The organism is Flavobacterium sp. (assembly GCF_043722275.1).
Taxonomy (GTDB): Bacteria; Bacteroidota; Bacteroidia; order Flavobacteriales; family Flavobacteriaceae; genus Flavobacterium.
Genome location: NZ_JAYSPC010000031.1, coordinates 1 through 15,110, shown reverse-complemented (window position 1 = coordinate 15,110; position 15,110 = coordinate 1). Strand labels below are relative to the sequence as shown.

Below are 15,110 nucleotides of genomic sequence, written 5' to 3'. Positions count from 1 at the left end.
GATTATCAATGTTATTAGGGGATTTAGCGACGATTAAACAATATAATATTCCAATTAAAATTATTGTTTTCAATAATCGCGCTTTAGGAATGGTCAAACTTGAAATGGAAGTTGGCGGTTTACCCGATAATGAAACTGATATGGTGAATCCTGACTTTGGTTTAGTGGCTCAGGCAATGGGTTTTCAGGGAGTAAATGTGCATAAACCCGAAGAAGTCGAAATAGCAATTGAAAATGCATTTAGACATAATGGTCCGGTTTTACTAAATGTCTTCACGAATCCAAATGCGCTCGCAATGCCTCCAAAAGTAGAATGGGAACAAGTTGTAGGTATGGCAAAATCCATGACAAGATTAATGCTTGGAGGTAAAATGGAGGAAGTTTTAGATACTATTAAATCGAACTACAAACACTTAAAAGAAGGTATTTAAAAACAAATACTAAACACGAATTTCACGAATTGTCACGAATCTTAACGGTTAAGTTAGTTTGTGAAATCAATTACACAAACTAATTCGTGACAATTCGTGAAATTCGTGTTGATTTAGATACAGCTCAAATAAATTAAAATACATCTGATGGATATCAATACTCATAAATCATATACTAAATATTACATTATTGCATGGGTATTTGGTTTGGTTTTCTATTTTTTAGATTACGTAATTCGTTCCGCACCGGCAGTCATGCTTCCGGAACTTTCAAATAGTTTTTCGGTAAACGAAATTGGATTAGTGTCAATTATCGGGACATATTATTACACTTATTCAACTTGCAGTTTGATTGCAGGAATTGCACTCGATCGTTTTGGGGCAAAATATTCCCTTTTTGCCGGAGCTCTTATTTTAGGAATTGGATGTTTATTGTTTATGATTTCCAGTCAGTTTAGCGGCTTAACTGGACGATTATTTCAAGGCGCAGGATGTGCTTTTGCATTTCCGGGTTGGTTTATCTTGCCAGTAAAGGGTTTTCGGCAAAATCATTAGCAACCGCAATAGGATTCACCCAATGTTTTGGAATGCTTGGAGGCTCAGCGGGACAATTTGTTGTAGGTCCTTTGATCGAAAAAGGAATGGATATTACAACGTTTTGGCTCTCTATTGGAATTTTCACCCTTATAGTTGCTTTTGGACTTTGGTTCATCACTCCCGCAAATAGAACGGAAGAAAACACAGAACCTATCCAAAAGAAACAAGGTATATTAACTCCCTATAAAATTGTTTTCAGTAATCCGCAATCGTGGTTGTGCGGTATTGTTTCGGGATTATTGTTTGCTCCTACAACAATTTTTGCCATGACTTGGGCGGTTGCGTTTTTTCAAAAAGACAGAGCTTTAGATTTTCATACCGCAACGATTTCAAGTGCAATGGTTGCATTTGGCTGGGTATTCGGATGTCCGTTATTGGGATATATTACAGACAAAATCAATAAACGAAAACCAGTTTTAATATTTGGCGCATTAATGATGATTGTAACATTAATTCAGTTATTATATTTTCCAGATTTGCTTCCGCTAAAAATTAGTATGTTTTTATTGGGTGTTGGTTCCGGAGCAGCAATGATTCCGTATTCTATAATTAAAGAGGCAAATCCTGATAATGTAAAAGGAAGCGCAACAGGCGCGATTAATTTTATAACTTTTGGAGTAACAACACTTTTAAGTCCGCTATTTAGCCGGTTATTTGGGCAAACTCTTGAAAGTACAAGTGATAAAATAGTGCATTTTCAACAAGCGGGTTTATTTTGGATTATCGGGATATCTATTGCAATTGTAGTGAGTTTTATGCTTAAAGAAACTGGTGAAGGGAATAGCAAAATTGATGTTGTGAAAGAGTAAAGAGCAAAGAAGAAAGAGTGAAGATGCAAGAGTCAAGAATGAAGATGTACAATGTAAGATATGACGCGTTCGTCGCATCTTATTCTTTTGTGACTATAATTGAAGCTTTAAAACCTGCGGCAAGGTTGTCCCAATAATCATTGGTAACTAATTGTCCTTTATCATCAAATACCTGAATTTCGGCAGTATTTCCGCCTAAAGTACCAATGTTTAATGCTTCAAAATCCAGTTTATTGAATCCGTCAACAAGATCAATTTTTACATCTTTAAAATTAGAATCTAAAAATAATTGATCCCTTATTACTTTATCATTCGAAGATACTTTTACCAAATCGCCATCAATAGCTCCGAAATCACGAAATTTAACAATAAAATATTTAGATTTAGTTCTAAAATCTCCTAAGGAAATATTATGTTTTACTAATGTTCCGCGTCCTTCTTTTAATCCTGCATCTCTTAAAGCTTTATCCAGTTCTTTTTCCATTTTTGGAACATAACGATCGCCCGGATTAGCAAAATCAGTTTCGGTAGACATTGTAAACTTGCTTTTTTCAACTCCTATTTGCAATTGGGATTTTGGGGTAATACTCGTATTATCAAAAACATTTGGCGTTTTAATACTCGGCATATCCATATTATCAGCCTGAGGATTTTTAATTTCAGGCAGTGGCGTTTTTTTAGGTTTTGCGCCAAACTTTGGTGCTGCAATTGGTCTGTATTTAGTACCAAATTCAGTTTGAGCTGAGACCGTTACAGCTGTAAAAAATAATATGAAAAATAAAATGTGCTTCATTGAAAAAGTATTATCGAATCGGCTTTTATAGTTTTTATAAAATTAAAGTATGCTTCACAAAAATAGCATAATTTAGTTATGCACTACCGCTTTAAGATTATTATAACAATATATTAGGCTAATTTTTGGAAAGCAAAAAACCTGCCAGTATTTAAATTAAATTTCAATAAAAAATTCTAAATTCAAAAAACAACATTAAATATTCCAGTTTTTTTTTATTTAAAAAGTGGACATGATTTTGATAATTAGCAACTTCTTCCTAACTTCAATGTTTTAATTTACTTATTAAAAACGCAATCAAATGGACTACATTGACTATTATAAAGTATTAGGAATCACGAAATCAGCCACAGAAGCCGAGATAAAAAAAGCTTATCGAAAACTCGCCCGAAAACATCATCCTGATTTGAACCCAAATGATAAAGAATCCGAGAAAAAATTCAAGGAAATCAATGAAGCGAATGAGGTTTTGAGCAATCCGGAAAATCGTAAAAAATATGATAAATACGGAAAAGACTGGAAACATGCTGATGAATTTGAAAAAGCAGGTTACGATCCTAATCAACAACAATCTTCAAGACAGCAAGGAAATCAAAGTTATTCTGATTTTGGCGGAGGAGATTTTGGAGGAAGTGATTTTTCTGATTTCTTCAATTCGATGTATGGTTCTGGCGGAAGAAGTTCCAGAAGTCAGGCGAAATACCGCGGTCAGGATTTGAATGCCGAATTACAACTGGATTTATCCGCAGCATATACTACTCAAAAACAAAACCTCACGGTAAATGGTAAAAATATCAGAATCACAATTCCTGCCGGAGTTGAAAACGGGCAAATTATAAAAATCCCAAATCATGGTTCTCCAGGCGCAAACGGCGGACCAAATGGCGATTTATACATTACTTTTTTAATCGATAATAATTCAGACTTTAAACGAGAAGGCAATAATTTATATGCCGATGTTGACCTTGATTTGTATACGGCAATTTTAGGCGGAGAAATTTACGTGAATACTTTTGATGGAAAAGTAAAAATTAAAGTTCCTGCTGAAACTCAACCCGGAACTAAAGTCAAGCTGAAAGGAAAAGGATTTCCTGTCTATAAAAAAGAGAATCAGTTTGGGGATTTATACATCACTTATGTTTTAAAAATTCCGACAAAATTATCGGAAAAAGAAAAAGAATTATTCGAAGAATTAGCAAAATTAAGAAATCATGAATAGTAAAGACCTGATCCTGATAAAACAATTTTGTGTATATCACGAAATTGAAAATACTTTTATAACTGAATTACATAATTATGGTTTGGTAGAAATTATTATTCTGGAAGAAGATGAATATTTGCAACCGGAACAATTACCTACAGTCGAAAAAATGATTCGTTTGCATTATGATCTTAAAATTAATCTGGAAGGAATTGATGTCATTGCAAACTTATTGGACAAAATCGAAGTATTGCAACAAAATCTTGTGACAACTCAGAACAAACTTAGGCTTTATCAGCAGCATCAAATTGAGTAATGAAGTGTTTTTTTGCCACAGATTTCACTTATTAAAATGATTTATATACAGTTATTTTTTCGCCACAAATTTCACGAATTTCCGCTAATTTTTATTGTCACAGATTAAAATGATTATTGTTTGTGCGAAGTTACTGTCACCAAACTACATGGATTAATTTGTGAAAATTTGTGGCAAAAAACAAAACCAACTACTCTAAAATATCACAAAAAATAATTATTCACATCGTGATTTCAATTGAATAATACTCTTTATCATCTGCATATTTTATAAATTGCAGCCAAATTAACTAACCAGAATTTGATTTTAAATTGACAAAACAAATTCAAATAAAAACAGAAGAAATGAAAAGAGAAAACATTTTAACCGGATCACCTTGGGAAGACAAAATGGGATATTGTCGCGCAGTACGAATTGGCAATATCATCGAAGTTTCAGGAACTGTGGCTATTGTTGATGGCGAAAAAGTAAAAGCCGACGATGCTTATGCTCAAACCTTTAATATTCTGGAACGTGTTGAAAAGGTGCTGGAAGATTTAAATGTGGGAATGAAAGATGTAATCAGAACCAGAATTTTCACAACTGATATTACTAGTTTTGAAGAAGTGGCAAGAGCGCATTCTTCTTTTTTTAAAGATGTAAAACCTACAACGGGCTTCTATGAAATTAGTAAACTTGTTGCTCCTGAATATTTAGTTGAAATTGAATTTACGGCTGTTGTGCAGTAATTTTTTTGCTGCTAATATTTTTTTTGTCACAAATTGCACAAATTTTCGCGAATTATTTTTTTGCCACAGATTAAAAGATTTAAAAAGATTATTTTTGGTGATGCTTTAATTCTATTTGCTTTTTTAATTTGTGAAAATTCGTGAAATTCGTGGCAAACTTCCTTAAATAATTAATGACTTCTCAAAAAATAAAAGAAATATTCCTGACAACTCTCAAATGGATTTTGATCTGTGTTTTGATAGGTATTTTATCCGGATCTGCATCGGCATTTTTTCTTGTTGCTTTAGAATGGGTTACACAATTTAGAATTCACCACGACTGGATTATCTGGCTTTTGCCTTTTGGCGGATTATTAGTAGGTTTGAGTTATTATTATTGGGGAGAATCTGTTGTGAAAGGTAATAATTTATTGCTCGAAGAATATGAAAACTCCACGAAAGTGATTCCGCTTAAAATGGCTCCTTTGGTACTTTTAGGAACTTTAATAACTCATTTATTTGGAGGTTCTGCTGGTCGTGAAGGCACTGCTGTACAAATGGGCGGCGCAATCGCAGATCAATTCACAAAGCTTTTTGATTTAGATAATTCCGAAAGGAAAATATTAATCATTCTGGGAATAAGTGCCGGTTTTGCATCGGTTTTTGGAACTCCATTAGCGGGCGCTATTTTTGCTTTGGAAGTTTTATATTTTAGTAAAATAAATTTCAAAAGCGTTGTATTATCTTTTCTCGTGGCTTATGTTGCCTATTTTACTGTAGAATTTTGGCACGTAAAACATACGCATTATACTATTCCTGTTGTTCCGGAAATTAGTATTTTGACCTTATTTTATGTTATAATAATCGGAATTCTATCTGGTTTTGCTGCTTTGTTATTTTCAAGAAGTACTCATTTTTGGGGTTCTCTTTTTTCAAAAAATATTAAATATCCTCCTTTACGACCTTTTATAGGCGGAATCTTTCTTGCGATTGCATTTGCAGGTTTCGGACTCACTAAATTTTCCGGATTAGGCGTTCCGGTAATTGTCAATTCATTTTCGAATCCAAATCCGTGGTATGATTCTTTACTTAAAATTCTATTTACCGGATTTACTTTAGGAGCTGGTTTTAAAGGTGGAGAAGTTACGCCGTTATTCTTTATTGGCGCTACTTTAGGAAGTGCTTTATCTTTAATAATTCCTTTACCAATTGCACTTTTGGCAGGTTTAGGATTTGTTGCTGTATTTTCGGGCGCAACCCATACTCCTATCGCCTGCACGATTATGGGCATGGAACTTTTTGGCATTCAACCCGGAATTTTCATCGCCATTGCCTGTACAATTGCCTACTTTTCATCAGGTTCTGTTGGTATTTATAAATCGCAAATTGTGCCAAAGAATAAATTCCAATTTTTTAAATTCCAAAATCCAAGAGCAAAAACAAATTCCAAAACATAAATTCCAAATTCCAACAATGCATAAACGATTTTCAAGGGATTAAAATCCCTCGCTACAAAATAAATCGTCCCTCCGAACTAAAAAAATTCGTTAAATCCGCGTTTTCGCTTTAGCGAATCAGTTTTATCAGCGTATCAATACAAATTCCAAAAGTAAAATCCAAAAGTAAAATTCCAAATTCCAAATACATAAACGATATGCAAGGGATTAAAATCCCTAGCTACAAAATAAATCGTCCCTCCGAACTAAAAAATCCGTTAAATCCGCGCTTTCGCTTTAGCGAATCAGTTTTATCAGCGTATAAAATTTAATTCCAAAAGTAAAATTCCAAATTCCAAACCTGCCATTCACATTTCACAATTTATAATTGATAACTCATAATTTATAAAAGTGTGTTAATCTGTAAAATCATTTCAACATTACATTAAAAAAATGTAAATTCGCACACTATGAAAATACAAGATATTCAAGCGATACAATTGTTACTCGCAACCCCAAAGAAAATCGCCATAATTCCGCATAGAGGTCCTGACGGCGATGCTATGGGTTCAACCTTAGCTTTATACCATTTTTTATTAAAAAATAATCACTATCCAACGGTGATCGCACCAAATGATTTTCCTGATTTTCTAGCTTGGTTACCAGGTTCTGAAACAGTAAAAGTCTTTGAAAAAGATACTCAAAACTCTACCAAAATATTAGAAGAAGCTGAACTGATCTTTACTCTTGATTTTAATGCGTTTCATCGTACCGGCGAAATGGAACATACTTTAGCAAAGCTTACGGCTCCATTTATCATGATCGATCATCATCAAAAACCTGATGATTATGCTGCTTTTATGTATTCTGACACGACATTTGGATCAACTTGTGAAATGATTTATAACTTCATTTCTTTCTTAGGAAAAAAAGAAGACATCGATAAAACAATTGCTACGTGCATTTATACCGGAATTTTAACTGATTCAGGTTCTTTCCGTTTTCCGGGAACAACAGGAAACACACATAGAATTATTGCCGAATTAATTGATCTGGGAGTTGAAAATACGCATATTCCGGTTTTATTATTTGATAATAGTTCTTACAGCCGTTTGCAATTATTAGGTCGTGCATTACAAAACATGAAAGTTCTCACAGCGCACAAAACATCTTATACTTCGCTTACTCAGGCTGAACTGGATGCATTTGATTATGTAAAAGGTGATACCGAAGGAATTGTAAATTACGGATTAAGTATAAAAGGTATTGTTTTTACTGCTATTTTTATCGAAAATAAAGATGAGAAAATTATCAAGATTTCTTTCCGTTCTCAAGGAGGTTTTGATGTGAACCAATTTGCGCGCGACCACTTTAATGGTGGCGGACATAGCAATGCGGCCGGAGGAAGATCTGAAGTTTCAATGGAAGAAACTTTAAATAAGTTTGAAGATTTAGTAAATAAACTAAAAATATAACCCAATATGAACTACTTAAAACTAAGCATTTATACCCTACTTTTTGCTGTTTTATTTGTGAGCTGTAAACAACATGAAGATGCCAGAAGACCTATTTCTCAGGCATCAGGAACTTTCATGAAAAAATCTGTTGACCGAAATAAAAAATTAGTAGCTAACGAGGAAGATGTTATTAAAAAAATAATCAAAAGCAATCCTAAAATAAAATATTACGCAACAAGAAAGGGATATTGGCTGTATTATGACGAACGAAATACTACAGATCCTGCAACTCCTAAAAAAGGAGATATTGCCTATTTTAATCTTGAAGTAAAAGATATTGAAGGTAAAATTATTTATTCTGAAGCTGATCTTGGTCCGCAGACGTATTATGTAGACAAACAGGATATTATGATGGGATTGCGCGATGGTATTAAAATGATGCATAAAAATGAAACCGTAACTTTCTTATTTCCATCACATATGGCATACGGATATCATGGTGATAATAAAAAAATAGCAACAAATGAGTCGTTGATTTGTACTGTAACACTTCGCAATTTTGTACCTGATCCAACGGCTAAACCTGCTACAATAGTGGGACAAGCTCAGACTACATCTGCTCCTAAACCTGTAACTCCAGCGAAACCAGTAGCTCCAACTAAAAAAGATACAATAAACCCATAAACAACATTTAAGAAATGAAAAAGAGTATTTTATTACTATTAGCTGTTACCATAAGCTCATTATATTCTTGTAAAGATGAACACAGCAACTTGCCTGATGGTTTATATGCCGATATTGAAACCAATAAAGGGCACATTATTGTTGAATTAGATTATCAAAAAGCACCTGTTACAGTAGCGAATTTTGTAACCTTGGCAGAAGGAAAAAATGAGTTTGTAACTAAAGATTATTTGAAAAACAAACCTTTTTATAACGGTTTAAAATTTCACAGAGTTATTGAAGATTTCATGATTCAGACCGGAGATCCTGAAGGAACCGGTTCCGGAGATACAGGATATAAATTTAAAGATGAAATCACTGATTTAAAATTTGATAAAGCGGGTGTTTTGGCAATGGCTAATAACGGTCCGGGAACAAATAGCAGCCAGTTTTTTATCACACATGTTGAAACTCCGTGGTTAGACGGAAAACATACTATTTTTGGTCATGTTGTTGAAAAAGGACAAGAAGTAGTAAATCAGGTAAAACAAGGTGATACGGTTGTTGCCGTAACGATTATCAGAAATGGTGAAGCGGCTAAAAAGTTTGATGCCGTAAAAGTATTTCACGATTATTTTTCTGAAATAGCTAAAGAAAAAAGTAAATTCGCAGGAGTTCAGAAAGAAAAAGTAGATTATTTTGCTTCTGTGAGACCAAAAGCGACTAAAACAAGCACTGGTTTAGAATACTTAATTACAGAAAAAGGAACTGGTAAAAAACCGGCAGCCGGAACTCAATTATACATTCATTATTCAGGTTTCTTAGAAGACGGAACTTTATTTGATTCAAGTGTTGAAGAAGTAAATAAAGCCTTTGGAAAATTTGACTCAGCAAGAGCAGAACAAAAAGGATATCAGCCAATTCCGTTTCAGGCAGGTCGTAAAGATGGAATGATTCCGGGATTTATCGAAGGAATTGAGCAACTTTCATTTGGAGATAAAGCAATTCTGTTTATTCCGTCACATTTAGCATACGGAGCAACAGGAGCCGGAGGAGTTATTCCGCCAAACGCTAACATTATTTTCGAAATTCAATTATTAGAAAAGCCACAATAATTATATAAAACATTCACATAGACTTAAATTCTAAACACTATGAAATTTAAATTTCTATTTTTATTTTGTCTGGCGGTAGTAAATATCCAGGCTCAGACAAAAAAACCAGCTGTAAAAGCAAAAGCTCCGGCTGCTAAAACAACAACTAAAGCAACTGCTAAACCAACAGATCCTAACGATGGCATTTTTGCCACTATCTCCACTACAAAAGGTGATATCGTGGTTTCTTTAGAATACGTAAAAACACCTATAACGGTCGCTAACTTTATTTCTCTTGCAGAAGGAAATAATCCGAATGTAAAAGTGGAAAGACTAAAAGGAAAACCTTTTTATGACGGATTAAAATTTCACAGAGTTATCAATGATTTCATGATTCAGGGTGGAGATCCGGACGGAAACGGTTCTGGTGGTCCTGGATATTCATTTAAAGATGAATTTGTAGATGAATTGAAATTTACAAAAGGCGGTGTTCTTGCTATGGCAAATTCTGGTCCCGCTACAAACGGAAGCCAGTTTTTTATCACCCATAAAGAAACTCCGTGGTTAAACGGAAAGCATACAATTTTTGGTCATGTAGTTTCAGGAATGGACAATGTAAATAAAATTGTTCAGGATGATATTATGACAAAAATCACCATTACACGTAAAGGTGCTGCCGCTAAAAAGTTTGATGCTGTAAAAGTTTTAGCCGATGATGTAAAAAAACAAGAAGCTAAAAAAGGTGAATCTCAAAAAGTAGTAAAGGAAAAAGCGGCTTATTTTGCTGCAACAAAAGCAAAAGCTACAACAACTGCATCAGGCCTAAAATATGTAATTACTAAAAAAGGCACTGGTGTAAAAGGAGCCGAAGGATCTCCAATTTTCTTTCATTATGCAGGATATTTTGAAGACGGAAATCTTTTTGACAGCAGTATGGCAAGCGTAGCAAAAGCTTATGGCAAATATGATGCAAATCGTGACGCTCAAAAAGGATATCAGGCTTTTCCTTTTACAGTTGGAAAAAAAGACGGAATGATTCCTGGTTTTATCGAAGCATTAGATATGCTGACGGATGGTGATAAGGCAATTTTCTTTCTTCCTGCAAATTTAGCTTATGGAGAAAAAGGTGCCGGAGGTGTAATCCCGCCAAATTCTACTTTAGTTTTTGAAATTGAAACTTACAAAACACAACCTGTTGTAAAATAAAGGTTGATTTTTATACTTTAAAACCCGTCAAAATTTAGATTTTGACGGGTTTTTTATTTTTGTCTAATACTGTCAAATTCATAATTTTAGAACACAAATTCATTCGGAAACTACTGCGATAATACTATTTCTGGTCATTTACTATTAATTCCTAAACAAATAGCGTACCTTTGCCAGCTTTAATTTTTTAAAATAAACAGATAAAATGTCACAAAATAACGTATTAAAAGGAGTGTTTTTAGTAGCAATAGGAGCTACAACTTACGGAATGTTAGCCACTTTTGTAAAAATGGCTTACACAGAAGGATACACAACTGCCGAAGTAACAACATCTCAATTTATATTAGGAATTATTGGAATTTTATTAATCAATGCATTCCAGAAAATCAAACATAAAGACAAAGTTGTAAAAGCCAGCAAAAAAAATATTTTCAGCCTGATGATTGCCGGAACTTCTTTAGGTATGACAAGTTTATTTTATTACTTAGCAGTAAAATACATTCCCGTTTCTATTGGGATCGTTTTATTAATGCAAACCGTTTGGATGGGTGTTTTACTTGAAATGATCTTAGAAAAAAAACTGCCTTCAAAACAAAAAGTAATCGCTGTAATGATCGTACTTGTTGGTACTGTTTTGGCGACAAATATACTTCATAACGAAATAAACCTGGACTGGCGAGGTCTTGTTTGGGGAATTTTAGCTGCTGCATCTTTCACTACAACAATGTTTACTGCAAATAGCGTAGCAACAGAAATTTCATCTGCGCAACGTAGTTTATATATGCTTTTAGGCGGATCTATTATTGTGTTTTCATTTGCAATTGCTACGCAGGTTGCTCCTTTTAACTTTGAAATCTTCATGAAATGGGGAATTATATTAGCTCTTTTTGGAACTATTATTCCGCCAATGCTTATGACAGCAGGTTTCCCGTTAACCGGAATTGGATTAGGAAGTATTGTATCGGCACTTGAACTTCCTGTTTCTGTAATGATGGCTTACGTGTTATTAAACGAAGAAGTTGTATTTACGCAATGGGTTGGAATCGTTTTAATTATCCTTGCCATAATTATTATGAATGTAAATTTTAAGCGTAAAAATTAACTTATTTTACCAGTATCTAAAAAAAATGCCTTTCATAATGTATTAATTGTTAATTTTTCCATAAATTCGTCAGAAACAAATTACATATCATTATGAATTTACCTTGGCATTTATATTTAATGGCAGCACTTTTTATACTTGCCGGATTAAATCATTTTAGAAATCCGAGAATGTATATCAAAATCATTCCGCCATTTTTCACGAATCCCAAATTAATAAATATTTTAAGCGGAGCTGCCGAAGTTATTTTAGGCACTCTGCTAATGGTTGGTTACACATCAAATTTTGCGGCTTGGGGAATAATAGCATTACTAGTTGCTGTATTTCCTTCAAATTTATACATGTATCAAAATAAAAAAGCAAGTTTTGGTTTACCAAATTGGATTTTATTTGTACGTTTGCCCTTACAATTGGTTTTGATTTTTTGGGCATACCAATATACCCTTTAACAATCAACTATTAATTAAAATTATTTATTATGAAAAAATTATTTGCTGAGTTCTTCGGAACTTTTTGGCTTGTTTTTGGAGGTTGTGGAAGCGCACTTTTTGCTGCCGGATATCCTCAACTAGGGATTGGATTTGCAGGTGTTGCATTAGCTTTTGGTTTAACGGTTTTAACAATGGCTTATGCTGTTGGACACATTTCAGGCGGACATTTTAACCCCGCAGTTTCAATAGGTTTATGGGCTGGAGGAAGATTTCCTGCCAAAGAACTTTTACCATACATTATTTCACAATGTGTTGGCGCAATTGCCGCAGCCGGAACATTATTTATTATTTGGACAGGTAAAGCCGGAAATGCAATAAACAATGCACAAGCCGGAGCATTTGCTTCAAATGGTTACGGAGCATTCTCTCCTGATGGTTATTCCCTGCAATCTGCTTTTTTAGCTGAATTTGTACTGACTTTCTTCTTCCTGATAATAATCCTGGGAGCAACAGATAAGTACGCCAATACAAGTTTTTGCGGTATCGTTATTGGTTTAGCACTAACTTTGATTCATTTAATTAGTATTCCAATTACAAATACTTCTGTAAATCCTGCAAGATCATTATCTCAGGCAATTTTTACAGGTGGTGAACCACTGACTCAGGTTTGGTTATTTTGGTTAGCACCAATTTTAGGAGCATTATTAGCTGGATTTATATACAAAACCCTATTACAAAAAAACGAAAATGAAAATTCATCAAACAACTAAAAATTTAAATTATGGCATTTTTATATTTCTTACTTATAGGAGCAATTTCAGGTTGGCTGGCAGGACAAATTTGGAAAGGTGCAGGTTTTGGACTTCTGGGTAATATCATCGTTGGAATCATTGGTGGAATTATCGGAGGATGGATCGCAGGCAAGTTTGGTATTGGCGGCGGCGGACTTCTTTGGCAAATACTGATAGCCGTTGGAGGAGCATGGGTTTTGTTATTTATAATAAGCCTTATCAAAAAATAATAAAATATTTACCTTATAACTTACTTTTAAAGAGAAAATCAGATATATTTATATTCGGTTTTCTCTTTTTTATATGCCAATAATTTAGGATCAACCACTTCAAAGAAAACAGATTAAAACTTTATCAATTTAATATTTAGTTTTATGAATGATATTATAGCCTATTTCAGCTCAATTCCTTCTTCACACCGAAGTTTAATTCTCATTGGAGGAATTACAATCTTTTGGTTAATAGAAAACACTTTTCCGTTGTTTCAGATGAAATATCGAAAATGGCAACACGCAGGAATCAATTTCTTTTTGACTTTTACTACAATCATTGTTAATTTTGTTTTGGCTTTTATCTTAATAAGGACAGCAAACTGGACAACCCAAAATCATTTCGGAATATTAAATTGGTTACCCAAAATACCAATTTGGTTTTACACCATCATAGGATTACTTCTATTGGATTTAATTGGTGCCTATCTCGCCCATTATGTTCAGCATAAAATAAAATTTCTCTGGCGTTTTCATATCGTTCATCATACAGATACCTGGATTGATACAACCACAGCAAACCGACATCATCCCGGGGAAAGCATAATGCGCTTTATATTTACAACTTTGGGCGTTTTAATTGTTGGAAGTCCAATGTGGATGGTTTTCTTGTACCAAAGTCTTTCGGTTATTTTTTCGCAATTTAATCACGCAAATATTTCTCTTCCCAAAAAATTGGATATGATTTTGAGTTATTTTATCATATCTCCAAACATGCATAAAGTTCATCATCATTATGTTTTGCCTTATACAGATAGTAATTACGGAAATATTTTTTCAGTTTGGGATCGGCTTTTTGGTACTTTTACCACCTTGCCAAAAGAAGAATTAATTTACGGAGTAGACACACATATGGCTTCTGAAGAAAACAATAAATTGAAAAATTTGCTGCAAATTCCGTTTCAAAAATCAAAATCTGCAAAAAACAACTAAAATCATTAAAAAAAATCTCTCACATTGAGCGAAGTAATTATTTTTTTTATTAATATTGATACTTAAATTGAAAATCAATCTATTAATCATTAACCCCTATTTTGAATTAATTTTCACGTGATGAAAAAGAGTAACCGCAAAGAATTGAATTGGGAGCAAACCGAAAAACTTGTTTCGCTAGCCTTAGAAGAAAAAAATCCATTTGAGATCATAAAAAAGGAATTTGGATTGGCAGAAAAAGAAGTTCTGGAAATCATGAAGAAGAAAATGCCACTTGAAAAATTTGAGATGTGGAAAAAGAAGGCAGTTGCAAATAAACCAAAGCCGAAACCCGTTAAAATAGATGATTTTGATGAAGATCTGGATGGGAAATATTATATAAAAAATAAGCTAGACTAACACCGAACTCCTGAAATTCAGGAGTTTTTTTTATATTTTTAATGAGACTGTAACTTTTTTACATTTTACAAGTCCAATACAAATAACTAAATACAAACAAATGAAAAAAATACTTTATACCGTAGCTCTCGCAGTAACCCTTTGGAGCTGTAAAACAGGAAGCTCAACCGGTGCTGCAAAAAGCAATGTTGTAGATGTGACTATTAATCTTATCGATGTAAAAGACGATAAAGTTTTAGTAACAGTAACTCCTCCGGCAATAAAAACTGACGAAGTAATTTATAGTATTCCTAAAACAGTTCCGGGAACTTATTCTACAGATAATTACGGTAAATATTCAGATGATTTCAAAGCTTTTGATGCTAAAGGAAATGCATTAACAGTAAAAAGAATTGATGATAATTCATGGTCTATTTCAAATGCGAAAGCATTAAAAAAAGTTACCTATTTAGTTGGAGATACTTTTGATACCGAA

General features: G+C 33.5%; 16 protein-coding genes and 2 pseudogenes. 17 read left to right on the top strand and 1 reads right to left on the bottom strand.

Going from position 1 to position 15,110, the window contains the following annotated elements:
• A partial coding sequence (locus ACHZDT_RS04160; RefSeq protein WP_394773388.1) for a thiamine pyrophosphate-dependent enzyme occupies positions 1 to 431 on the top strand: 431 nt, incomplete at its 5' end.
• A 147-nt stretch (positions 432 to 578) separates the two neighbouring features.
• Positions 579 to 1,837 (top strand): annotated as a pseudogene (locus tag ACHZDT_RS04155) (MFS transporter).
• A 79-nt stretch (positions 1,838 to 1,916) separates the two neighbouring features.
• Here ACHZDT_RS04155 and ACHZDT_RS04150 read toward each other — a convergent pair.
• A complete protein-coding gene (locus ACHZDT_RS04150; protein ID WP_394773387.1) occupies positions 1,917 to 2,630 on the bottom strand; it encodes a hypothetical protein in 714 nt (237 codons plus the stop codon).
• A 301-nt stretch (positions 2,631 to 2,931) separates the two neighbouring features.
• Here ACHZDT_RS04150 and ACHZDT_RS04145 point away from each other — a divergent pair, with 301 nt between their 5' ends.
• The 15 genes and pseudogenes from ACHZDT_RS04145 to ACHZDT_RS04075 form a co-directional block, all read left to right on the top strand.
• Positions 2,932 to 3,849, top strand: a complete 918-nt coding sequence (locus tag ACHZDT_RS04145; RefSeq protein ID WP_394773386.1) for a DnaJ C-terminal domain-containing protein — start codon at positions 2,932 to 2,934, stop codon at positions 3,847 to 3,849.
• The gene (locus ACHZDT_RS04140) at positions 3,842 to 4,147 is read left to right on the top strand and encodes a chaperone modulator CbpM (RefSeq protein WP_394773385.1); all 306 of its coding nucleotides are present in this window, start codon (positions 3,842 to 3,844) and stop codon (positions 4,145 to 4,147) included. The genes ACHZDT_RS04145 and ACHZDT_RS04140 overlap by 8 nt, the downstream gene beginning before the upstream one ends.
• 344 nt (positions 4,148 to 4,491) lie before the next feature.
• Positions 4,492 to 4,875 (top strand): RidA family protein, encoded by a 384-nt coding sequence (locus tag ACHZDT_RS04135; RefSeq protein ID WP_394773384.1) that lies wholly within the window; start codon positions 4,492 to 4,494, stop codon positions 4,873 to 4,875.
• 173 nt (positions 4,876 to 5,048) lie between these two features.
• On the top strand, positions 5,049 to 6,311 hold the full coding sequence (locus ACHZDT_RS04130) for a voltage-gated chloride channel family protein (protein WP_394773383.1): 1,263 nt from the start codon (positions 5,049 to 5,051) through the stop codon (positions 6,309 to 6,311).
• Positions 6,312 to 6,760: 449 nt separating this feature from the next.
• Positions 6,761 to 7,765, top strand: a complete 1,005-nt coding sequence (locus ACHZDT_RS04125; RefSeq protein ID WP_394773382.1) for a bifunctional oligoribonuclease/PAP phosphatase NrnA — start codon at positions 6,761 to 6,763, stop codon at positions 7,763 to 7,765.
• A gap of 6 nt (positions 7,766 to 7,771) precedes the next feature.
• Positions 7,772 to 8,431 carry a gliding motility-associated peptidyl-prolyl isomerase GldI gene (gldI, locus tag ACHZDT_RS04120; RefSeq protein ID WP_394773381.1) on the top strand — a complete coding sequence of 220 codons (660 nt, stop codon included), beginning with the start codon at positions 7,772 to 7,774 and terminating at the stop codon, positions 8,429 to 8,431.
• Between the two features lie 14 nt (positions 8,432 to 8,445).
• Positions 8,446 to 9,525: a peptidylprolyl isomerase gene (locus ACHZDT_RS04115; RefSeq protein WP_394773380.1), complete on the top strand. Its 1,080-nt coding sequence runs from the start codon at positions 8,446 to 8,448 to the stop codon at positions 9,523 to 9,525.
• A gap of 39 nt (positions 9,526 to 9,564) precedes the next feature.
• Complete coding sequence (locus tag ACHZDT_RS04110; RefSeq protein ID WP_394773379.1) at positions 9,565 to 10,710, top strand: peptidylprolyl isomerase; 1,146 nt, start codon at positions 9,565 to 9,567, stop codon at positions 10,708 to 10,710.
• Positions 10,711 to 10,915: 205 nt separating this feature from the next.
• Entirely contained in the window at positions 10,916 to 11,812 is an 897-nt protein-coding gene (locus ACHZDT_RS04105; RefSeq protein ID WP_394773378.1) for an EamA family transporter, read from the top strand.
• Between the two features lie 92 nt (positions 11,813 to 11,904).
• On the top strand, positions 11,905 to 12,261 hold the full coding sequence (locus ACHZDT_RS04100) for a MauE/DoxX family redox-associated membrane protein (RefSeq protein WP_394773377.1): 357 nt from the start codon (positions 11,905 to 11,907) through the stop codon (positions 12,259 to 12,261).
• 29 nt (positions 12,262 to 12,290) lie between these two features.
• Positions 12,291 to 13,013 (top strand): aquaporin Z, encoded by a 723-nt coding sequence (gene aqpZ, locus ACHZDT_RS04095; protein ID WP_394773376.1) that lies wholly within the window; start codon positions 12,291 to 12,293, stop codon positions 13,011 to 13,013.
• 11 nt (positions 13,014 to 13,024) lie between these two features.
• Positions 13,025 to 13,264 carry a GlsB/YeaQ/YmgE family stress response membrane protein gene (locus tag ACHZDT_RS04090; protein ID WP_394773375.1) on the top strand — a complete coding sequence of 80 codons (240 nt, stop codon included), beginning with the start codon at positions 13,025 to 13,027 and terminating at the stop codon, positions 13,262 to 13,264.
• Positions 13,265 to 13,408: 144 nt separating this feature from the next.
• Complete coding sequence (locus ACHZDT_RS04085; RefSeq protein WP_394773374.1) at positions 13,409 to 14,236, top strand: sterol desaturase family protein; 828 nt, start codon at positions 13,409 to 13,411, stop codon at positions 14,234 to 14,236.
• A gap of 120 nt (positions 14,237 to 14,356) precedes the next feature.
• Complete coding sequence (locus ACHZDT_RS04080; RefSeq protein ID WP_213297686.1) at positions 14,357 to 14,635, top strand: DUF2805 domain-containing protein; 279 nt, start codon at positions 14,357 to 14,359, stop codon at positions 14,633 to 14,635.
• Positions 14,636 to 14,735: 100 nt separating this feature from the next.
• Positions 14,736 to 15,110, top strand: a pseudogene (locus ACHZDT_RS04075) (peptidase M61); the annotation flags it as partial.